The following is a 21,749-nucleotide window of genomic DNA, read 5'->3' as shown; positions in this document are numbered from 1 at the left end:
CATCCTCCTATAGATTCACTTGTTTAATAATGACTTCCGGTAGTAATTCTTCGATAAATGACGCCTCAGCTAAATCATCTGAGAACGCAGTGGCACTGCCACAAGCGACCCCCCATTTGAATGCTTCAACCACATCTTTGGTCTTTGCGTAACGCCCAATGAATCCAGCAATCATGGAATCTCCAGCGCCAACTGAATTTTTCAAAGGTCGTTTCAACACATTGGAGCGATAGATCTCATTGCCAGTAAAGAGCAGGGCACCATCACCACCTAGAGAGACGATGACATTTTTAGCGCCATCCTTTAGCATTCTTTGGCCATAAGGCAAGATATCTTCGATCGTTGAAAAAGAAGTCTCATAAAGTTCCGCTAATTCATGATTATTTGGTTTGATCAGCAAAGGCTGATCGGATAAGGCATCAAATAGTTCCGCACCAGTCGTATCAATGACAAATTCTGCACCAGCTTCTTTAACGATTTTGATCAATTCTTTATAAAAGTCGGCTGGAAGACCAGCTGGTTTACTTCCTGATAGGATGACGATGTCTTTGGCAGAAAGAGCGGCTAATTGGTGTTTCAATTCAGCGATTTCTTGCTCTTGAATGACTGGACCAAGGCCGTTGATTTCTGTTTCTTCGCCGGATTTTAATTTGATATTGATCCGGGTATCGGCAGCGACTTGCGTAAAATTGCTGTTGATTTCCTCTTTGGTCAGCCACTCTTCAATAAAACGACCAGTAAATCCGCCAACAAAACCAAGGGTAGTCGAGGAGATGCCAATTCGCTTCAAAATCCGTGAGACATTGATTCCTTTGCCACCAGGTAGTTTAAAGTCTTGTTTCATTCGATTAAGGGTACCGATCTCCAAATGATCGACGTGGACGATAAAGTCGATCGATGGATTGAGTGTTACTGTGTAAATCATTGTATTACCTCCATAATGGTTGTTTTTGCTCTGAATTTCGCTAAATAGTTTTTTGGGCAATAATCGGTGATGATCGTTGCACCTTCAATAAAAGCAACTTGAGCAAAAGTTGTTTGCTGAAACTTGGAATGGTCTAGCAAGACATAGGCTTGTTGACTGTGCTCTAGTGCAATCTGCTTGATCAGGGCTTCTTCAGGATCGGGTGTGGTGAAACCAGCTTCCGAATGAGCACCGTTCATGCCCATAAAACAGCGGTTAAAGCGCAATTTACGCAACTGTTCACCGGCATTGATTCCTAAAACAGCGTTCGTAGCTATCTTAATGGTTCCCCCTAAAATCATGGTGTCGATCCCGTGATCAATCAGTAGGGAAGCGTGCTTGACGGAGTTCGTGACAACTTTCAGCGCTGTGATGGACGATAAGAAAGGAATCATTTCAAGGGTCGTTGTTCCTGCGTCTAGATAAATGACTTCACCATTTTTGATCGTTTGTGCGGCTGCGCGAGCAATTTTTTGTTTTTCTGTTTGAAATTTCGCTTTTTTTTCAGACATGTTGGGTTCAAAACCTAATTGCTGGCTTTTTTTGGCCCCGCCGTGAATTCTAACTAGAAACCCTTTATCTTCCAGTTCTTGGAGATCTCTGCGGATCGTTGATTCTGAAGCATCCAGCAGTTGGATCAGTTCACTGACTTTGACGATCTCCTCTTGCTCTAATCGTGCCAAAATCGCTTGATGCCGCTCCTCTGTAAGCATTTACATCACCTCTTCACCTGCCATAGTAACATATGATTCATTCAAAATCAATCATAAACAGTAAAAAACATTCAAAATGAAAGCGCGAATAATAGAAATCGGTCACAAACGGTCATGCTAACCTTCATTTTCCTGAGATTGCTGTCCTTATATTTGACAATTTTTACTATTATTTGGCTTAATTGAATTAAGGGGGGATAAATAAATGAATAACAAAGTCATTTTACAAGGGTTCGAATGGGACCTGCCGGCAGATAGCCAACACTGGAACAAATTGAAAGAAATGAGTAAAGAAATCAAAGAGTATGGATTTACCGCAATTTGGCTGCCGCCTGCCTATAAAGGGACAGCTGGGTCCGAAGACGTTGGATATGGTGTCTATGATTATTATGATCTAGGCGAATTCGATCAAAAGGGGTCGGTGCCAACAAAATATGGGACAAAGGATGAATACTTAGAAGCCATCAAAGCACTGCAAGAACAAGGAATAGAGGTTTATGCCGACATCGTTTTCAATCACTTGATTGGTGCCGATGAAAAAGAAGTCGTTCCAGCGGTTAAATACAATACCGAAAACCGTAATGAACCGATCAGTGATGAGGAAGAAATCGAAGCCTGGACCAAGTTCACATTCCCAGGACGTCAAGGGACGTACAATGATTACGTTTGGACGTGGCATAATTTTTCTGGTGTTGATTATGATGACCGTAACAAAGACCACGGGATTTTTAACTTCGCTGATAAGGGCTGGGAAAGCCAAGTGGATGATGAGATGGGCAATTATGACTACTTAATGGGTTGTGATCTGGACATGGAAAACCCTGAGACGGTGGAACAGCTCAATAAATGGGGGCAATGGTACCAAGAGCTGACTGGTGTTGATGGCTATCGCTTAGATGCGGTCAAACACATTGAGTTCAATTATTATGCGGACTGGATCTTGAACCGTCGGGAAGAAAAAGGCAAACCGCTATTCGTTGTGGGAGAATATTGGTCAGGGGATCTGCCAAAATTAGAAGAGTATTTAGATTCTTCAGGAAATCTGATTTATTTATTCGATGTGCCTTTGCACTATAATTTATATGAAGCATCTCACTCAAATGGCGAATATGATATGAGTCAAATTTTTGCCGGTACACTGACTGCCGCGCGCGAAGATTATGCCGTGACTTTTGTGGACAATCATGATACACAGGTTGGTCAAAGTTTACAATCTTGGATAGACGGTTGGTTTAAAGTCCATGCTTATTCATTGATCCTTTTACGAAAAGCGGGTGTACCGGTTGTTTTCTGGGGTGACTTATTCGGAATCCCAGCGCAAGAAATCGCTCCTGTTGGTGATGCTTTGATCCATATGTTAAAACTTCGAGAGAAGCTTGCATTTGGGAATCAAGTGGACTATTTTGATGATTCTAATTGTATTGGTTGGGTATTAACGGGGGATTATGAACACGAACTTTCTGGATTGGCGGTCGTGATGACCAATGCTCAAGGTGCGGAAAAAGAAATGACCATCAGCGCGATCCATGGTGGAGAGACCTTCGTGGATATATTGAGAAATAATGAAGCGAAAGTTGTTTTAGATGATACCGGAAAAGGTGTTTTCCCGGTCAATGATGGGCAAGTGTCAATCTATGTGAATGAAAAGCTAGTAGAGAAATACTTTAGCTGATCTCTTTCAATAGTCATAATAAGAGGCTGGTAAGTTTACAGCCTTTTTATTATGTAAACAAACAACGGACTGACTTTTATCTTTCAAAACTGATGGCATCGTGAGTACTAAAATCAAAGCGCTTTTAATTAAAAGTTTTCAAAGCGTTCGGTTTTCCCCATTCACGGATAATGCTATAATTGAGAAGATTGAGAAAGAAAGGATGTTTAAAAGCATGTCATCCAAAAGTGAATTACTTAAACGCATGAATCCACGGCAAAAAGAAGCCGTTATGCATACGGAAGGGCCGTTGCTGCTGATGGCAGGGGCAGGAAGCGGGAAGACCCGTGTCCTAACCCACCGAATCGCCTATTTAATAGAAGAAAAAAATGTAAATCCATGGAATATTTTAGCCATCACATTTACGAATAAAGCGGCACGTGAAATGAAAGAACGGGTCAGTCAACTATTAGGATCGGGTGGTGAAGACGTTTGGGTTTCAACCTTCCACTCGATGTGTGTCAGAATTTTGCGCAGGGATGTTGATCGAATCGGGTATTCGAAGAATTTTACTATCATTGATTCTTCTGAGCAAAATACGCTGATGAAACGAGTATTAAAAGAATTGAATATCGATCCCAAAAAATATGATCCTCGTTCTATTTTGGGAACGATCTCTCATGCAAAGAATGAGCTGTTGACACCTGAAGCTTACCAAGCCATGGAAGGTAGTCTCTTTGAGCAAATCGTAGGTCGTTGTTATGAAAAATATCAAAAAGAGCTGCGTAATAATCAATGCATGGACTTCGATGATTTAATCATGAATACGATCCGCCTCTTCCAAGACAATGAAGATGCGCTGCAATTTTATCAACGGAAATTCCACTATATCCATGTCGATGAATACCAAGATACCAACCATGCCCAATACACGCTAGTCAATTTATTGGCCGCTCGTTTTCGAAATCTTTGTGTCGTTGGGGATGCGGACCAAAGTATTTACGGTTGGCGTGGCGCCAACATGCAAAATATTTTAGACTTTGAAAAAGACTATCCGGATGCCGCAACGATATTGTTAGAGCAAAACTATCGTTCAACGCAAACGATTTTAAATGCGGCAAACCAAGTAATCAAAAATAACCGCAACCGCCCAGACAAAAATCTGTGGACAGAAAATCGTGATGGGGAAAAAATCACTTATTATCGCGGGGATAGTGAACGAGATGAGGCGCGATTTATCGTCAGTGAAATGCAGAAACAAATTGCAGAAAAGAACCGTAAATTCGGTGATTTTGCGATTTTGTATCGGACCAACGCCCAGTCACGGATCATTGAAGAAATGCTTTTAAAAGCCAACGTTCCTTATACGATGGTCGGCGGCAGAAAGTTCTATGACCGCAAAGAAATCCGTGATATTTTGGCTTATTTATCGGCGATCGCCAATCCTCGTGATTCCATCAGCTTGGAACGAATCATCAATGTACCAAAACGTGGGATCGGTGCGACATCCGTCGAAAAACTACGAGATTTTGCGAATCTTCATGAGTGGTCATTGCTAGAAGCAGCCATGAACGTCGAGTTGGCGAATATTTCTGGAAAGGCCGGCAAAGAATTAGGAAGCTTTGGGATGATGATGGATGGCTTCGCCCAAATGGTTCCTTACCTCTCAGTAACTGAACTGACGAAAGAAATATTAGAAAAGACGGGTTATCGTCAAGAGTTAGTCAACCAGAATAATTTAGAAGCACAAGCTAGACTTGAAAACCTGGAAGAATTTTTATCGGTTACCCAAGAATTCGATAAACGATTTGAGGCGCAAAACGAAGACGATGCAGATGCACCAGATGAGAAGTTGAGTGTTTTCTTAAATGACTTAGCTTTATTGTCAGACGTCGATAGTTATGAAGAAGAAAGTAGTCAAGTTACGTTGATGACCTTGCATGCTGCAAAAGGACTGGAGTTTCCAGTGGTATTCTTGATTGGTTTGGAAGAAAATATCTTCCCGCTTTCTCGGGCTTTAATGGAAGAAAGCGAACTCGAAGAAGAACGGCGCCTTGCTTATGTGGGAATCACTCGTGCTGAGGAAGAGCTCTTTATGACCAACGCTTTTTCCAGAACATTATACGGCCGTACCCAATACAATCGCCCGTCACGGTTTATCGAAGAAATCGAACAAGATCTGCTGCAATCATTAGGCGAGCGTTCACAGCCGAAAGCTGCTGCACCGTTTCAACCAAAAGTCTTTAAACCGAGCTATACACAGCCGCGTCAAACGACCGTCACTTCTAAGCAACAGACCTCTGCAGCGGGGAATACATGGCAAGTTGGCGAGAAAGTTCAACATAAAAAATGGGGAATCGGTACGGTCGTTCGGACGACTGGCAGCGCGCAAGACATCGAATTAGATGTGGCATTCCCACAACAAGGCGTCAAACGACTGTTGGCGGCCTTTGCGCCGATTGAAAAAGTTGAAAAATAAGGAGGATATTAGGATGGATGTCCCTTCAAAAGAAATCCAATCACGAGCAGAAGAGCTACGTACGCAATTAAATCAGTACGCGTACGAATACTATGTAAAAGATCAACCTTCTGTTGAAGATTATCTCTATGATCAGCTGTATGCAGAACTGGTTGAAATTGAAACCAACTACCCGCAGCTAGTAACCGAAGACTCGCCCACCCAACGAGTAGGTGGCATCATTTTACCTGGCTTTGAAAAAGTCACCCATGATATCCCACTTTATAGTTTGAACGATGTGTTTGATAAAGAAGGAATCGTGGCTTTTGATGCCCGTGTTCAAAAAGCATTGGGGAAAGCGGTAGATTATGTCTGCGAGTTAAAAATCGATGGATTGTCTATCTCATTAAAATATGAAGAAGGGCGCTTTGTTCGGGGAGCAACTCGAGGGGATGGTACGGTAGGTGAAAACATTACAGAAAACCTAAAGACCGTCAAATCGATCCCACTAAAATTAAAAGAACCAATCTCGTTGGAAGTTCGTGGCGAATGCTATATGCCAAAGGCTTCGTTTTTGAAGTTGAATCAACAGCGAGAAGAAGAAGGGGTGGAAGTTTTCGCCAATCCGAGAAACGCAGCTGCTGGAAGCTTGCGACAATTAGACACACGGATCGCAGCCCAAAGAAACTTAAGCACCTTCTTGTACACACTGGCTGATTTTGGTCCGATTGAAGCCAATGATCAATTTTCGGCATTGAATGAATTAGATCAATTAGGCTTTCGTACAAATCACGAACGCAGAGTGTGCCACACCATCGATGAGGTGTGGGCATATATCGAAGAGTTTCATGACAAGCGCAGTGAGCTTCCTTACGAGATTGATGGTGTTGTCATCAAAGTCAATAATTTTAAAGATCAAGATGCGCTAGGCTTTACCGTAAAAGCACCCCGATGGGCGGCGGCATATAAATTTCCACCGGAAGAAGCGGAAACAGTGATCGAAACGATCGAATGGACCGTGGGACGAACGGGTGTTGTGACACCGACCGCTGTTATGACCCCTGTCCGGGTTGCCGGAACGACGGTCAGCCGCGCCAGTTTGCATAATGTAGATTTCATTAAAATGAAGGACATTCGCATTGGCGATTCGGTCATCATCTATAAGGCGGGGGACATTATTCCAGAGGTTGCGAAAGTCTTGGAAGAAAAACGCACGGAAACAAGTGAACCCTTTGAAGCGCCTACACATTGTCCCGAATGTGGGAGTGAGCTGATCCATTTAGATGAAGAAGTTGCCTTGCGTTGTATCAATCCGAAGTGTCCAACGCAGATTAAAGAGGGCTTAAGCCACTTTGTTTCCCGAAATGCTATGAATATTGATGGTTTAGGGCCACGTGTTTTAGAGCAAATGTTCGATAAATCCTTAGTCAAAGATGTGGCCGACTTGTACTTTTTAACAGAAGAACAATTGCTGACCCTCGATAAAATCAAAGAGAAATCAGCTAATAACCTTTTGCGTGCCATCCATCAAAGCAAAGAAAATTCAGTTGAGCGCTTGATTTTCGGGCTAGGCATCCGTCATGTTGGTGCCAAAGCGGCTCGGATTTTAGCGGAACATTTTGGTGACCTTCGGACCCTTAGCAAAGCCAAAGAAGAAGAGATCATTTCGTTGGAAACCATTGGTGCTACAATTGCAGAAAGTGTCGTTACGTATTTTGACAATCAAGAAGTTCACGACCTTTTAGATGAACTTGAAAAAGCGGGTGTTAACTTTGCTTATCTAGGGCTGAGAACGGATCAATTGGAAGAAGTGGAGTCGCCATTTAAAGAGAAAACAGTCGTTTTGACAGGGAAATTGAGTCATTTCACCCGCGAAGAAGCCAAAGAAAGAATCGAAAACCTTGGTGGAAAAGTCACCGGAAGTGTGTCGAAAAAGACTGATATCGTTGTTGCCGGGGAAGAGGCTGGCAGTAAACTGACCAAAGCCCAGTCCCTAGGCGTTACCGTTTGGGATGAAGCTCAAATGGTGGCTGCGATCGAAGGCAGTCATTCGGCAGAACAATAACTGTTAAGTATTGTCACAGACGAGAAGCAGTTGTTTCTTCTTGTCTAATTGAAATCATTTCTTCCCTGCAATACGAGGAAAGAAATGATTTCTGCTTTTATTTGCAATTATATTTGATAATTTTCAAATTCTATTTCATGATTTGTTAAAAAAATGATACAATACATTGGAAAAACGTAAACGTAGATTACGGATACGAGAAAGAGGAGGATTTTATGGCGATCAGCGAAGAACAAGTCAAACACGTTGCCAAACTAGCAAAACTTTCATTCTCAGACGATGAATTACATGAGTTTACCTCTCAGCTAGGAAAAATTATTGATATGGTTGAAACACTTGAAGAAGTGGACACCACAGGAGTACCATTCACATCGAATGTCGCAGAAACGATCAATGTGATGCGTGAAGATGTAACGACCGGTGGCTGGGACCGTGATGAATTAATGAAAAATGTTCCAGAATCTGAAGAAGGCTTTATTAAAGTGCCTGCAATCATTGACAATGGGGAGGCGGGTGCCTAATGACTGAACTATATAATAAAAGCTTAGAAGAATTGCATAGCTTATTAGTATTAAAAGAAATCACTGCGACAGATCTAACGAGCGAAACCTTTGCTCGCATTAAAGAAACAGAGCCAAAAGTCGATGCGTTTCTTGCATTGAACGAAGAAAAAGCCCATGCGTTAGCGCAAGCTATCGATCAAAAAGGTATCACTGAAAGCAATGTGTTGGCAGGGATTCCCATTGGGATCAAAGATAACATTGTTACCAAAGATCTACGCACAACAGCTGCTTCTAAAATTTTAGGCAACTTTGACCCAATCTACGATGCAACCGTCATGGACAAAGTTTACCAAGCAGACATGATTCCAGTAGGTAAGTTAAACATGGATGAATTTGCGATGGGGGCGAGTACGGAAACGTCGTTCTTTAAGAAAACAAAAAACGCTTGGGACGAGACAAAAGTACCTGGTGGTTCATCAGGTGGCTCGGCGGCTGCCGTTGCAGCGGGACAAATCCCCTTATCATTAGGTAGCGATACGGGTGGTTCGATTCGCCAACCAGCAGCTTTCAATGGAATCGTCGGGTTGAAGCCAACATACGGACGGGTTTCTCGTTTTGGTTTGATCGCGTTTGCATCTTCGTTAGATCAAATTGGTCCAATGACCCGTGGTGTGAAAGACAATGCCATCGCATTAAATGCCATCAGTGGGTTTGATGCAAAAGATAGTACGTCAGCCGGGGCAGCTGTTCCTGATTTTACAGCAGGTCTGACTGGTGATATCAAAGGCATGAAAGTTGCTTTGCCAAAAGAATACTTAGGCGAAGGAATTCAAGCGGGCGTCCGAGAAGCGATCTTAAAAGCTGCAGACACTTTCCGTGCGTTAGGAGCGACCGTGGAAGAAGTCAGCTTGCCACATTCAAAGTATGGGGTAGCTGTTTACTATATCATCGCTTCTTCAGAAGCAAGTTCTAATTTGCAACGTTTTGACGGCATCCGTTACGGTTTCCGTTCAGAAAATGTCAGCAATTTAGAAGATGTCTATGTTAATTCGCGCAGTGAAGGATTCGGGGAAGAAGTAAAACGTCGGATCATGTTAGGTACGTTTTCACTAAGTGCTGGCTACTACGATGCCTACTTCAAAAAAGCCGGTCAAGTACGAACGTTGATCAAACAAGATTTCGATAAGGTCTTCAGCCAATACGACTTGATCATTGGCCCAGCTTCCCCAACGGTAGCATTTGGTATTGGAGAAAATATCAATGATCCAATTACCATGTACTTAAATGATATTTTAACCATTCCTGTGAACTTAGCAGGACTGCCAGGGATGTCGATCCCAGCTGGTTTCTCTGAAGGACTGCCTGTTGGCTTGCAGATCATTGGGAAACATTTTGATGAAGCAACCATGTATAAAGCGGCTTATGCCTTTGAACAAGCAACTGATTTCCACACGAAAAAACCAGTGATTTTAGGAGGGGATAAGGCATGAACTTCGAAACAGTCATTGGGCTTGAAGTCCACGTAGAATTAAAAACAGAATCAAAGATTTTTTCTCCAGCACCTGCTCACTTTGGCGCTGAACCAAATAGCAACACGAATGTGATCGACTGGGGCTATCCAGGTGTTTTACCAGTAATGAACAAAGCGGCTATCGAATTTGGGATGAAAGCTGCGCTTGCGTTGAATTGTGAAATCTCAAAAGAAACGCATTTCGACCGCAAAAACTATTTCTATCCCGATAATCCGAAAGCCTATCAAATCTCTCAATTTGACCAACCAATCGGTCATGACGGGTGGATTGAAATTGAAGTCGAAGGCAAAAAGAAAAAAATTCGCATCGAGCGAGTTCATTTGGAAGAAGATGCCGGGAAAAACATGCACGGCAAAGGCGGTTATTCTTATGTGGATCTAAATCGTCAAGGAACCCCTTTGATCGAGATCGTTTCCGAAGCGGATATGCGTTCACCAGAAGAAGCATATGCGTATCTAGAAGCATTGCGCTCAATCATCTTGTTTACAGAAGTATCTGATGTGAAGATGGAAGAAGGCTCCATGCGTTGCGACGCCAATATTTCGTTGCGACCTTACGGCCAAGAACAATTCGGAACAAAAACAGAACTGAAAAACTTAAACTCTATGTCCTTCGTGAAAAAAGGTTTAGCATTTGAAGAAAAACGCCAAGCCAAAGTATTGCTTTCTGGAGGCGAGATCCAACAAGAAACTCGTCGTTTTGATGAAGCAACCAGCAAAACTTTATTGATGCGTGTCAAAGAAGGTTCTTCTGATTATCGTTACTTCCCAGAACCAGATATCCCACGATTTGTGATCGATGATGAATGGATCGAACGGGTACGTCAAAGCTTGCCAGAAATGCCGCAAAAACGTCGTGCCCGTTACATCTCTGAATTGGGCTTACCAGAATACGATGCAATGGTCTTGACTTTATCAAAAGAAATGTCCGATTTCTTTGAAAAAACCATTGATGCCGGTGCTGATCCCAAACAAGCTTCTAACTGGTTGATGGGGGAAGTTTCAGCGTATCTGAACAGTGAAAAATTGGAACTGCCAGAAACAAAATTAACCCCAGACAATTTAGCGGGAATGATTCGTTTGATCGCCGATGGCACGATCAGTTCGAAGATTGCGAAAAAAGTCTTCAAAGAATTGATCATAAACGGCGGCGACGCTGAAGAAGTCGTAAAAGCCAAAGGATTGATCCAATTATCAGATCCTGCGCAATTACTACCAATGATCAATGAAGTACTAGATAACAACCAACAATCCGTCGATGACTTTAAAAACGGAAAAGACCGCGCAGTTGGTTTCTTAGTTGGTCAAATCATGAAAGCAACCAAAGGACAAGCGAATCCAGGCGTTGTGAACAAGCTGTTGCAAGAAGAACTAGCAAAGCGATAAGAGGCAAGCGATGAAAAGAGCAAGAGTAATCTATAACCCGACATCTGGGAAAGAATTGATTCGAAAAAATTTAGCAGATATTTTAGATGTTTTGGAAAGAGGCGGTTATGAGGCGAGTGCGTTTGCCACCACCGCTGCACCATTTTCCGCCCGTGATGAAGCAAGAAGAGCTGGCGAAGCTGGTTTTGATTTGGTGGTAGCTGCCGGTGGTGATGGCACGATCAATGAAGTCGTCAATGGGATCGCTCCTTTAGAAAAGCGACCAAAAATGGCGATCATTCCTGGAGGCACGACCAATGACTACGCACGAGCACTAAAGATTCCCCGTACAGATATCAAAGCAGCTGCGGAAGTGATTTTGAAGCAGCAAACGGTGAAGATGGATGTTGGAAAAACACCTAACACGTATTTTATCAACATCGCTGCTGGCGGACACTTAACAGAACTGACCTATGATGTTCCTTCTGAGTTGAAAAGTGTTTTTGGCTACTTAGCTTATCTAGCAAAAGGAGCGGAATTACTCCCTCGTGTCAAACCGATCAAAATGCATCTAAAGTATGAAGACGGAGAATACATTGGCGGAGCGTCGATGTTCTTTTTAGGGCTGACGAATTCAGTGGGAGGCTTTGAACAGATTGCGCCTGATGCAAAGCTTGACGATGGGAAATTTTCGTTGATCATTGTCAAAACGGCCAATATTTTTGAGATTGTCCACTTAGTTGCTTTAATGATGAATGGTGGCAAGCACATCAACGATCGTCGTCTGATTTATACGAAAACATCTTTTCTTGAAGTAGACGCGCCAGAGCAGGTCAATCGATTAATGATCAACCTTGATGGTGAATACGGCGGAGATGCTCCTATGCGCTTTGAAAATCTACACAATCATATTGAGTTTTTTGCGAATGTCGATCAAATTCCTGATGATGCGGTCGTTGGTGAGCAGAACTATCAAGAGATGAGCGAAGGTTTTATTAAAGAAGTCGAACGTCTTTCCGATGAGGACATCAATGGCGATGGCAAGATCGGCGACGAAACAAGGTAAACGATTTTTCTTTTCATGCAAAGTGAAAGAACAGGGACTTTTGGACCTGTTCTTTTTTTAAAAAATAAATTGTGGAAAAAGTAACAGGAATATTTTTAAGAAAAGTTGATAAAACAGCTTTTCTTAAATTTTAGTAAAGGACGTTTTTTGTTTTATGTTCCACAGCGGGTGTTTGTTTCACGGTTGCCAGCGCGATTCATGAAGATAAAACGAATGAAAAATTGGAAAAACGAACGATCTTCGCTAAAAAACGAACTTTTTGAAAATATACTCGTTAAAGTTCGTCATTTACGTATTTCTATGCAATCTAATGATGCAAAAGCCAGAGAGAATATGCTATAATGGTGAAACGAAGAAATGGGGGGACCGGAATGGAGCACATCGATTCTACAAAAGCGCTAGATCTGCTTAGAGATGACGCAGAACGAATCAAAAAGCTGATCCGAAACCAAGAAAATAGTTTATGTATCGCACAATGCAAAGCATTTGAAGAAGTGGTTGATACCCAAATGTATGGTCTATCACGGCAAGTGGCATTTGCGATCCGCTTGGGGATCGTCGATAATCAAACAGGACAACAATTGATGGCGGATCTCGAAAAAGATCTGAACCAATTGTACAGCGAGGTCTATGAAGACCAGCGGACACCTGAAATCGGCAAGGAGGCATAAACTTGCCAGAAAAAGTAAAGAAAAGACATTTATTAGATTATAGTATTTTACTGCCTTATATAGTGATGTGTGTTACGGGTTTGATGATGGTCTACAGCTCCACATCCTATGTTGCGATGACCGCCACACAACCGACCACAGCTGCTTCTTACGTCATCAATCAAGCAATATTCTGGTTGTTGAGTCTAGTAGCAATCACTGTCATGTATAAAATGAAAACGGATGTTTTTCGGAACAAAAAATTTGTCCAGATCGCCATGATCGTCATTTTGTTTTTATTGATCGCTGCCTTCTTTTTCCCAAGAAGAAACGGGGCACATGGTTGGTTAACGATTGCGGGCTTTTCCATTCAACCAGCTGAGTACTTGAAATTTATTGTCATCTGGTTTTTATCTGTGACTCTTTCCTATCGTCAAAAAGGTATCCAACAAGAGTTTTGGAAAACGGTTTGGCGTCCAATCGGAATCGTCTTCGTCTACACCGGGATCATGGCCTTTTATCCCGACTTCGGGAATGCTGTGATCGTCATGCTACTGGCTTTTGTCGTTTTATTATCTAGTGGTCTGAATTACCTGTATACCCTGATATTAGGTGTGGCAGGAATCGTAGGCAGTACATTGATCGTCTTCTTGGTAAATTTAACTGGTGGAAAGCTTTTACCTGATTATGTCTATAGTCGCTTCTCATCATTTTTAAACCCATTTGCGGATGAATACAATACAGGTCATCAAATGGTCAATGGGTATTATGCAATGTTCAACGGTGGGCTTTTCGGACGCGGACTTGGAAATAGTATCCAAAAACGTGGCTTCTTAAACGAAGCGCACACCGATTATATATTTTCGATCGTTATGGAAGAATTAGGCTTGATCCCATCGATCATTATCTTAGGTGTTTTGTTCTATATGGTGGGACGGATCTTTCTTGTCGGTATCCGTTCAAGAGATCCCTTTAATTCCATGATGTGTATCGGCATAGGGACATTATTTATGTCTCAGATTTTCATCAACTTAGGGGGGATCACTGGTTTGATCCCATTGACGGGAATCACTTTTCCGTTTTTAAGTCAGGGTGGGTCAAGTTTGCTGATGCTGTCGATTTGTATTGGTTTTGTATTAAATATCAGTGCCGAAGAAAAGAGGAAACAATATTATTTGAATTATTGATCAATTGAATGGAGTGGATTAGATGAAGAAAATTCTTGTTGCCAATCGTGGAGAAATCGCGATTCGTGTCTTCCGCGCATGTGCGGAGTTAGGAATCAAAACAGTCGGTATTTATGCTGCGGAGGATGAATACTCCGTCCATCGCTTTAAAGCAGACGAAGCGTATTTAGTGGGGAAAGGCAAACGGCCGATTGATGCGTATTTAGACATTGAAGATATTATTCGCACAGCGAAAAAAGCCGGGGCTGAAGGGATTCATCCAGGGTATGGTTTTTTATCAGAAAACCTGGGCTTTGCTCAGCGCTGTGAAGAAGAAGGTTTGATTTTCATCGGACCATCCACTCACCACTTAGATATTTTTGGCGACAAGATCAAAGCAAAAGCAGCAGCGATCGAGGCGGGGATTCAATCCATTCCCGGATCTGACGGTCCAGTGGCATCGATTGACGACGTTTTAGCATTCGCTGACGAACATGACTATCCAGTCATGATCAAAGCAGCTCTTGGCGGCGGTGGTCGAGGCATGCGTGTCGCTCATGATGAAAAAGAAGCACGTGATGGCTACGAACGTGCCAAAAGTGAAGCGAAAGCGGCATTTGGTAGTGACGAAGTTTACGTTGAAAAATATATTAGTAATCCAAAACATATTGAAGTCCAAATTCTAGGGGATACGCACGGAAATGTCGTCCATCTATTTGAACGTGACTGCTCTGTTCAGCGCCGTCACCAAAAAGTAGTCGAAGTGGCACCTTGTGTGTCAATGACGACTGAACAACGGGAAAAAATTTGTCAAGCTGCCGTTCAATTGATGAAGCATGTTGGCTATATCAATGCCGGAACAGTGGAATTTTTAGTTGAAGGCGATAAATTTTACTTTATCGAAGTAAACCCTCGGGTCCAAGTGGAACATACAATCACTGAAATGATCACCAATTTAGATATCGTGACGACACAAATACTAATTGCACAAGGCAAGAATCTGCATAAAGAAATTGGGATTCCTGAACAAAAAGATATTCGCTTCGAAGGGGTTGCGATTCAATGTCGCGTGACAACGGAAGATCCAGCGAATAATTTTATGCCAGATACTGGTAAGATCGATACCTACCGCTCTCCGGGTGGGTTTGGGGTTCGTTTAGATGTCGGAAATGCTTACGCCGGTGCGGTGGTAACCCCTTATTTCGACTCGCTACTTGTAAAAGTCTGTACGCATGCTGCTTCGTTCGACCAAGCAATTCAAAAAATGATGCGCTGCTTGAAAGAATTCCGTGTACGTGGGGTAAAAACAAACATTCTCTTCATGCGAAATGTCGTTTCTCATCCAGCGTTTCGTTCTGGTCAAGCCAAAACGACTTTTATAGACAATACACCAGAACTATTCAACTTCCCTAGGATCCGTGACCGTGGGAACAAAACCATGAAATATATCGGGGAAATTACCATCAATGGATTTCCGGGGATCGAAAAACAAAAGAAACCATTTTATAATGAGCCACGGATGCCACAACACATCCAAGCAACGCCTGATTTTGTCAGCGCCAAAAATATTTTAGATACGAAAGGTGCCGAGGGTGTCGTTGAATGGATCGGTCAACAAAACAATGTCTTACTGACGGATACAACCTTCCGAGATGCCCATCAAAGTTTGTTGGCAACTCGTGTAAGAACCCATGACTTTAAGAAAATTGCCGCGATGACGGAAGCTGGCCTGCCACAATTGTTCTCAAGTGAAATGTGGGGTGGAGCAACGTTCGACGTTGCCTACCGTTTCTTAACAGAAGATCCATGGGAAAGATTGCGGATGTTCCGGAAAAAAATGCCGAATACCTTGTTGCAAATGTTGTTTAGAGGCTCCAATGCTGTGGGATATTCCAATTATCCAGACAATGTATTGGAAGAATTCATCAAAGAATCTGCAGCGCAAGGAATTGATGTGTTCCGAATCTTTGATAGTTTAAACTGGGTTCCACAAATGGAGAAAAGTATTCAAGCCGTTCGCGATACAGGAAAAATTGCAGAAGCAACGATTTGTTATACCGGGGATATCAATGATCCGACCCGTCAAAAATATTCAGTACAATACTACAAAGATATGGCGAAAGAATTGCAAAACCTTGGTGCCCATATCATTGCTATCAAGGATATGGCTGGATTATTAAAACCGCAAGCGGCTTATCGTTTGATCAGTGAGCTAAAGGATACGATCGATGTGCCGATTCATCTGCATACCCATGATACGAGTGGAAATGGGATCATTACTTACTCAGCAGCTACTAAAGCCGGTGTTGACATCGTGGATGTCGCTATGTCAGCGGTCAGTGGCGCAACGAGTCAACCAAGTATGAGTAGTTTGTATTATGCACTATTGAACGGCGAACGCTGCCCAGAAATCAATGTAGACAATATCCAACAGTTGAACCACTACTGGGAAGATGTCCGCATGTACTACCATTCCTTTGAAAATGGCTTGAACGCACCTCAAACAGAAGTGTACAAGCATGAAATGCCGGGGGGACAATATACCAACCTCCAGCAGCAAGCCAAAGCCGTTGGTTTAGGCGAAAAATGGGATGAAATCAAAGAAGTGTATCATGAAGTCAACATGATGTTTGGGGATATCGTGAAAGTGACGCCTTCTTCGAAAGTCGTTGGGGACATGGCACTCTTTATGGTTCAAAATGGCTTGTCAGAGAAAGATGTTTTTGAAAAAGGCGATACATTAAGCTTCCCTGAGTCAGTAATTACGTTCTTCCAAGGTGAGTTAGGTCAGCCAGTTGGTGGCTTCCCGAAAGAATTACAGCGCATTATCTTGAAAGGACGCCCAGCCTTTACCGAACGTCCCGGAACATTTGCGAAGCCAGTTGATTTTGCTGATGTGAAGCAAGAACTAGCGGAGAAAATCGGCTATGAACCAAAACATGAAGAAGTCTTGAGCTACTTGATGTATCCGCAAGTCTTCCTTGATTATCGAAAAGCTTATGAACAGTTTGCAGATGTGAAAGTTCTTGATACTCCAACTTTCTTTAACGGCATGCGCTTAGGTGAAACGATCAATGTTGAATTAGAAAAAGGCAAAATCTTGATCATTCGTCTAGATGAGATCGGTGAGCCAGATATTGAAGGCAACCGAACACTCTTCTTTAACTTGAACGGACAACGCCGAGAAATCGTCGTTAAGGACAACTCAATCATCAGCTCTGTTCAAACGAAACGTAAAGCAGAGCCAACGAACAAAGAACAGATCGGTGCTTCGATGAGTGGCTCAGTTTTAGAAGTATTAGTCAAAAAAGGCGACCGGGTGGCACGTGGACAAACCATGATGGTCACGGAAGCGATGAAAATGGAAACTTCGGTTGAAGCCCGCTTCTCAGGCGTAGTTGAACATGTGTATGTAACCGATGGGGAACCAATTCAGTCAGGAGATCTTTTGATTGAAGTCAAAGAGAAGTAAGGAGTCGATCCACAGATGAAGCGAAGAGGATTATTGTTTTGCGGCTTATTTGTCCTAGCCCTAATAATCGTGTATTTGCAGCCAGTTTTCATGCAAAACGCTTCAGATTCAAGAGTGACGATCGAAAACCCAATCAAAGCACCAACAAACATGAATTACGAACCAATCGCAGCTCAAGGATTAGCTGAATTGATCGGGGAACCTGTTTCGGATTTCGAAGAAGTCTATGGTCTTCCAGTTCAAACATATCGATCAGGTTACGAGTTTGAAATTCGGGTCTACAATCAATTAGACGATCAACAGTATGTTGAGATCAATACCGATGGTGAAAGTGTGCAAGCAATCAAAGTAATCGGCGCCGGGGGCTCTTCCCTGGCACCTTTTACGATGGGCATGACCTTGACTGACTTGACGGAGTTGACCATGATCTATCCTAACTTTACCTTGACACAAAATGATCGTGCGATCAGTTTCGAATTGATGGAAGAAGATATGAACTACCGTCCATTAGTGGCTTTTGACAACGGGACATTTGCTGTTTTGTTCTTTGATCAGGAGACTGCCCAACTGCAAGCCGTCACTTACTTGGATCAGACCACATTACTTAAACTGGCACCTTATCCTTTGACGGAAGGGCAGCGACCGCTGTTTCAAGTTTCGCAAACAATTGACCAAGCCCAAGCCAACCTTGAAAAAGAGACCCTAGCGTTTGTCATCATCGATAAACTTCGCCAGCAAATCGGCTTAGACAGCTTCTCACAGGATACCCAAACACATCAAGAAGCAGCTGGACTTTTATTTAATTTGACGAATAACCTATCAGACTATTTGACTTCTCAACGAATCCATTCTTATCAACGAGCACTTTCTTCGGAAAAGACAAGTAATTTTGTCTTATCGAATGACGAATGGCGAGAGTTGTTAGCGGAAAAGGAATTGGAAGCATCTGCTTCAATCTTCGAAGCGCCTGTTTATGATCCAACTTTTACGATTTTGTCATGGTTCAGTAACCCAAGATTTACTGAGCGCCTGACCCATGAACAATCAGAAAAGATAGGAATTGCTTTTTCTGAAGCAAATATGGTAGTCTTAGTGCAAGAAGATGTGGAAGGGACCGAGGATAGTACGTCAGATGATTTACGATGAAGCCTTTTTTGAGATTGAAGATCAAATTGAAGCACTTGTGAAGGCAATCAAAGCAAGTGAAACGTGTAAAACCTATCAAAAAGCGAAACAGGTCATGCATCAAGACCCTGATGTTCAGACGTTGATGCGATCGTTTTTAGAAAAAAAACTAGATTTTGAAAGAATTGAAGCTTACGGTGAGTATGCGCCTGATTTCAAAGAAAAAAAACGGGCGTTGCGCACAGCCAAGCGGCAGTTGGATCTTAATGAACAAGTAAGTGAGTATCGCTGGAGTGAAACACAACTGCAGCGTTTGCTGGATGAACTGACTGTGGCGATCTCTACTTGTTTTTCTCCCTCTGTCAAAGTGGACGCTGGGAGTCCCTTTTTTCAATCAAAATCAAGTTGTGGAGGAAATTGTCATGCACGAGGATAAAGAGCCTTTTACGATGCAAAAGCGTCGAGGATTGATCGTATGGGTTTACAGCCTACGTCAACTAAAGAATTTGCGCCGTTTTGGTTTTGTTCATTATGTGTCACGCAAGATGAAATACGTGGTCATGTATTTGAACGAAGAAGAATACGAAAGCAAAAAAACAAAAATCGAGCAGTTTCACTTTGTTCGACAAGTTGAAGCTTCCTATCGACCAGATGTCGAAATGGATTTTGCTGAAAAAATTGGTACGTCAGCAGCCTATCCAGTGAAAGACGAAGGGTTTGATATCGAAGAAAAAAATACGATGATTCGATTGGCAGAAAACGTGTAATAAAAAAGTGGGGGTGCCTTGAGTCACCGCCATTTTTTTATTGCTATTTATAGAAACAGTGCTATATTTGTATTTACGAAGATCTTGGAGGGAAAAACGTATGCGTGTAGTAGCCGGAGAATATGGTGGCCGCAGATTAAAAAGTCTCGCTGGAGACAATACTCGCCCCACGACAGACAAAGTAAAAGGGGCGATTTTTAACATGTTAGGGCAATATTTAGATGGAGGAGTTGTACTGGATTTATTCAGCGGAAGCGGGGGCTTGGCTATCGAAGCGGTCTCTCGTGGTGCCAATCATGCGGTTTGTGTCGACCGTAGTTTTCCAGCAACCAAAGTGATCTGCGAAAATATTGCTATAACCAAAGAACCCGAAAAGTTCACGGTGTTAAAAATGGATGCGAATCAAGCTTTACGGCAGTTTGCAGCTGAGGGACAAAGTTTTGACTATTTGTTTTTAGACCCGCCATACGCAAAGCAAGAGATTCTGCATCAGTTAGAAGCTATGCTGAAGGATGAATTGATTCGTCCGTCTGCATACGTAGTTTGCGAAACAGACAAGTCCATCGATTTACCAGAACAAATCGGCTCGTTGCATTTGGACCGTGCCCAAACCTATGGCATATCGGCAGTGACGATCTATAGAAATGAGGGATAACGTGAAAAAGATTGCTTTATTTCCAGGGAGTTTTGACCCATTGACGTCCGGTCATGTTGACCTGATCGAGCGAGGAGCCACGCTTTTTGATGAACTGATCGTGGGTGTTTTTACAAATACCAATAAAAAAAGTTTTTTTACGAGTGAAGAAAAAGTTCAGTTGATCGAAGAAGCCCTCGCCCATATTCCTAACGTCAAGATTCTGGCACAAGAAACGGAGCTGACGGTTACGATCGCAAAAAAACTAGGTGCTCAGTTTCTGCTAAGAGGCATTCGTAGTGTGAAAGACTATGAATATGAGCGGGACATCATGGAGATGAACCATCACCTAGAACCCTCATTAGAGACCGTTTTTCTTTTAGCAGACGCAAAACACAGTTTCATCAGTTCCAGTTTGTTGAAAGAAATCTTAACCTTTAACGGCGATGTTGCCGAATATTTACCTCAAAATATCTACGATGCTATAGTAAAGAAGCGTGATACCAATGAATCTTAAATCAACGATCAAATATCTTCTTCTGTTTGTTTTAGCGCTGATCATCGCCGCTTGTGCCTTTTTGCCGATTCCCTATTATATCGAGCAACCAGGAGCAACGATCGATTTAAAAGAGCTGATTACCGTCAATCAAAAAGAAGACACATCAGCCGGCTCCTTTTCTTTGACCAGTGTTGGGATTCGACAAGCTACCGTGTTCACAGCGATTGGAACGAAATTCAATGAATTCCAAGACTTGATCAGTGAGGAAGAACTTTTAGGCGGTGCGACAGATGAGGAGTACAACCGCATTCAACGCTACTATATGGAATCCTCGCAAAATAGTGCGATTGAGCAAGCATTAAAGCTGGCAGACTTACCTTATGAAATGACCTATAAAGGGGTCTATGTCATGGGGATCGATCCAAATTCCAGCTTTGCTGGGAAAATATCCGTTGGAGATACCGTCACCGCAGTCAACGGTAAAGAATTTAAAAGCAGTCAAGATTTTATCGACTACGTCCAAAGTCAAACCATTGGTGATGAAATCACCGTGACTTACTTGCAAGATGGCGAAGAAAAAGAAGCAACGGGCAAACTAATTGAACTGGAGAGCAATCAAAAAGCCGGTATCGGCATCTCCCTCGTCGATCATACAGAGATCACTTCTGATGAAGAGATCGTGATCGATTCTGGCAATATCGGAGGACCTTCCGCTGGTTTGATGTTCACCCTTGAAATTTATGAACAGTTGACCGGAGATAACCTACGTAAAGGCCACAACATAGCTGGGACAGGAACGATCTCAGCTGACGGAACCGTTGGTCGAATCGGTGGGATCGATAAGAAAGTAGCGAGTGCCAGTGAAAGTGGTGCAGAAATTTTCTTTGCCCCAGATGATGAGATCACTGACGAAGAGCGTGAAATAGATCCTTCCATCAAAACAAATTATGAAGAGGCAGTAGCAGCAGCGAAAAAGTTAGACACGGATATGAAAATCGTTCCGATCGCCAATGTCCAAGATGCCTTGGATTATCTAGCAACACTAAAAGAAGCAAATTAAAACGGCACTCGCCGTTTTTTTATTGTCTAAAGAATACAGTAGGCTCAAAGAAAAGGTTAT

At 42.6% G+C, this 21,749-nt stretch carries 18 protein-coding genes; 16 read left to right on the top strand and 2 right to left on the bottom strand.

Annotation, left to right across the window (positions count from 1 at the left end; translation table 11 throughout):
* Positions 1 to 7: 7 nt before the first annotated feature.
* Together pfkB and A5882_RS14245 are read right to left on the bottom strand one after the other, a co-directional pair.
* Positions 8 to 925, bottom strand: a complete 918-nt coding sequence (pfkB, locus tag A5882_RS14250; protein WP_005235724.1) for a 1-phosphofructokinase — start codon at positions 923 to 925, stop codon at positions 8 to 10.
* Entirely contained in the window at positions 922 to 1,677 is a 756-nt protein-coding gene (locus A5882_RS14245; RefSeq protein ID WP_005235726.1) for a DeoR/GlpR family DNA-binding transcription regulator, read from the bottom strand. Before A5882_RS14245 ends, pfkB begins: the two co-directional genes overlap by 4 nt.
* Before the next feature lie 205 nt (positions 1,678 to 1,882).
* Here A5882_RS14245 and A5882_RS14240 point away from each other — a divergent pair, with 205 nt between their 5' ends.
* From A5882_RS14240 to A5882_RS14160, 16 genes are all read left to right on the top strand, one after another.
* Positions 1,883 to 3,349 (top strand): alpha-amylase, encoded by a 1,467-nt coding sequence (locus tag A5882_RS14240; protein WP_005235728.1) that lies wholly within the window; start codon positions 1,883 to 1,885, stop codon positions 3,347 to 3,349.
* 214 nt (positions 3,350 to 3,563) lie between these two features.
* Positions 3,564 to 5,807, top strand: a complete 2,244-nt coding sequence (gene pcrA / locus A5882_RS14235; RefSeq protein WP_034878535.1) for a DNA helicase PcrA — start codon at positions 3,564 to 3,566, stop codon at positions 5,805 to 5,807.
* A 13-nt stretch (positions 5,808 to 5,820) separates the two neighbouring features.
* Positions 5,821 to 7,851 carry an NAD-dependent DNA ligase LigA gene (gene ligA, locus A5882_RS14230; protein WP_086373006.1) on the top strand — a complete coding sequence of 677 codons (2,031 nt, stop codon included), beginning with the start codon at positions 5,821 to 5,823 and terminating at the stop codon, positions 7,849 to 7,851.
* Positions 7,852 to 8,066: 215 nt separating this feature from the next.
* The gene (gatC, locus tag A5882_RS14225; RefSeq protein ID WP_005225977.1) at positions 8,067 to 8,372 is read left to right on the top strand and encodes an Asp-tRNA(Asn)/Glu-tRNA(Gln) amidotransferase subunit GatC; all 306 of its coding nucleotides are present in this window, start codon (positions 8,067 to 8,069) and stop codon (positions 8,370 to 8,372) included.
* Entirely contained in the window at positions 8,372 to 9,844 is a 1,473-nt protein-coding gene (gene gatA / locus A5882_RS14220; protein WP_016611859.1) for an Asp-tRNA(Asn)/Glu-tRNA(Gln) amidotransferase subunit GatA, read from the top strand. The genes gatC and gatA overlap by 1 nt, the downstream gene beginning before the upstream one ends.
* Positions 9,841 to 11,271, top strand: coding sequence for an Asp-tRNA(Asn)/Glu-tRNA(Gln) amidotransferase subunit GatB (gene gatB, locus A5882_RS14215; protein WP_086373005.1), 1,431 nt, complete (start codon positions 9,841 to 9,843; stop codon positions 11,269 to 11,271). Before gatA ends, gatB begins: the two co-directional genes overlap by 4 nt.
* Before the next feature lie 10 nt (positions 11,272 to 11,281).
* Positions 11,282 to 12,316: a diacylglycerol kinase gene (locus tag A5882_RS14210; protein ID WP_005235735.1), complete on the top strand. Its 1,035-nt coding sequence runs from the start codon at positions 11,282 to 11,284 to the stop codon at positions 12,314 to 12,316.
* Between the two features lie 371 nt (positions 12,317 to 12,687).
* Positions 12,688 to 12,987 carry a YlaN family protein gene (locus A5882_RS14200; RefSeq protein ID WP_008380108.1) on the top strand — a complete coding sequence of 100 codons (300 nt, stop codon included), beginning with the start codon at positions 12,688 to 12,690 and terminating at the stop codon, positions 12,985 to 12,987.
* A gap of 2 nt (positions 12,988 to 12,989) precedes the next feature.
* Positions 12,990 to 14,153: an FtsW/RodA/SpoVE family cell cycle protein gene (locus tag A5882_RS14195; RefSeq protein ID WP_005235746.1), complete on the top strand. Its 1,164-nt coding sequence runs from the start codon at positions 12,990 to 12,992 to the stop codon at positions 14,151 to 14,153.
* A gap of 22 nt (positions 14,154 to 14,175) precedes the next feature.
* A complete protein-coding gene (locus A5882_RS14190) occupies positions 14,176 to 17,604 on the top strand; it encodes a pyruvate carboxylase (protein WP_086373003.1) in 3,429 nt (1,142 codons plus the stop codon).
* Positions 17,605 to 17,619: 15 nt separating this feature from the next.
* Positions 17,620 to 18,750, top strand: a complete 1,131-nt coding sequence (locus tag A5882_RS14185) for a CAP-associated domain-containing protein (RefSeq protein ID WP_086373002.1) — start codon at positions 17,620 to 17,622, stop codon at positions 18,748 to 18,750.
* Entirely contained in the window at positions 18,737 to 19,165 is a 429-nt protein-coding gene (locus A5882_RS14180; RefSeq protein ID WP_005235752.1) for a YlbF family regulator, read from the top strand. Before A5882_RS14185 ends, A5882_RS14180 begins: the two co-directional genes overlap by 14 nt.
* Positions 19,152 to 19,496 carry a YlbG family protein gene (locus A5882_RS14175; protein WP_005235753.1) on the top strand — a complete coding sequence of 115 codons (345 nt, stop codon included), beginning with the start codon at positions 19,152 to 19,154 and terminating at the stop codon, positions 19,494 to 19,496. Before A5882_RS14180 ends, A5882_RS14175 begins: the two co-directional genes overlap by 14 nt.
* A gap of 100 nt (positions 19,497 to 19,596) precedes the next feature.
* Complete coding sequence (rsmD, locus tag A5882_RS14170; RefSeq protein WP_086373001.1) at positions 19,597 to 20,151, top strand: 16S rRNA (guanine(966)-N(2))-methyltransferase RsmD; 555 nt, start codon at positions 19,597 to 19,599, stop codon at positions 20,149 to 20,151.
* 1 nt (position 20,152) lies between these two features.
* Positions 20,153 to 20,647: a pantetheine-phosphate adenylyltransferase gene (coaD, locus tag A5882_RS14165; protein ID WP_034878539.1), complete on the top strand. Its 495-nt coding sequence runs from the start codon at positions 20,153 to 20,155 to the stop codon at positions 20,645 to 20,647.
* On the top strand, positions 20,637 to 21,689 hold the full coding sequence (locus A5882_RS14160) for a SepM family pheromone-processing serine protease (protein WP_077454533.1): 1,053 nt from the start codon (positions 20,637 to 20,639) through the stop codon (positions 21,687 to 21,689). The genes coaD and A5882_RS14160 overlap by 11 nt, the downstream gene beginning before the upstream one ends.
* Positions 21,690 to 21,749: the final 60 nt, after the last annotated feature.

The organism is Enterococcus sp. 4E1_DIV0656 (genome assembly GCF_002140695.1).
Lineage (GTDB): Bacteria > Bacillota > Bacilli > Lactobacillales > Enterococcaceae > Enterococcus_D > Enterococcus_D entomosocium.
This window is presented reverse-complemented; position numbering and strand designations above follow the sequence as displayed.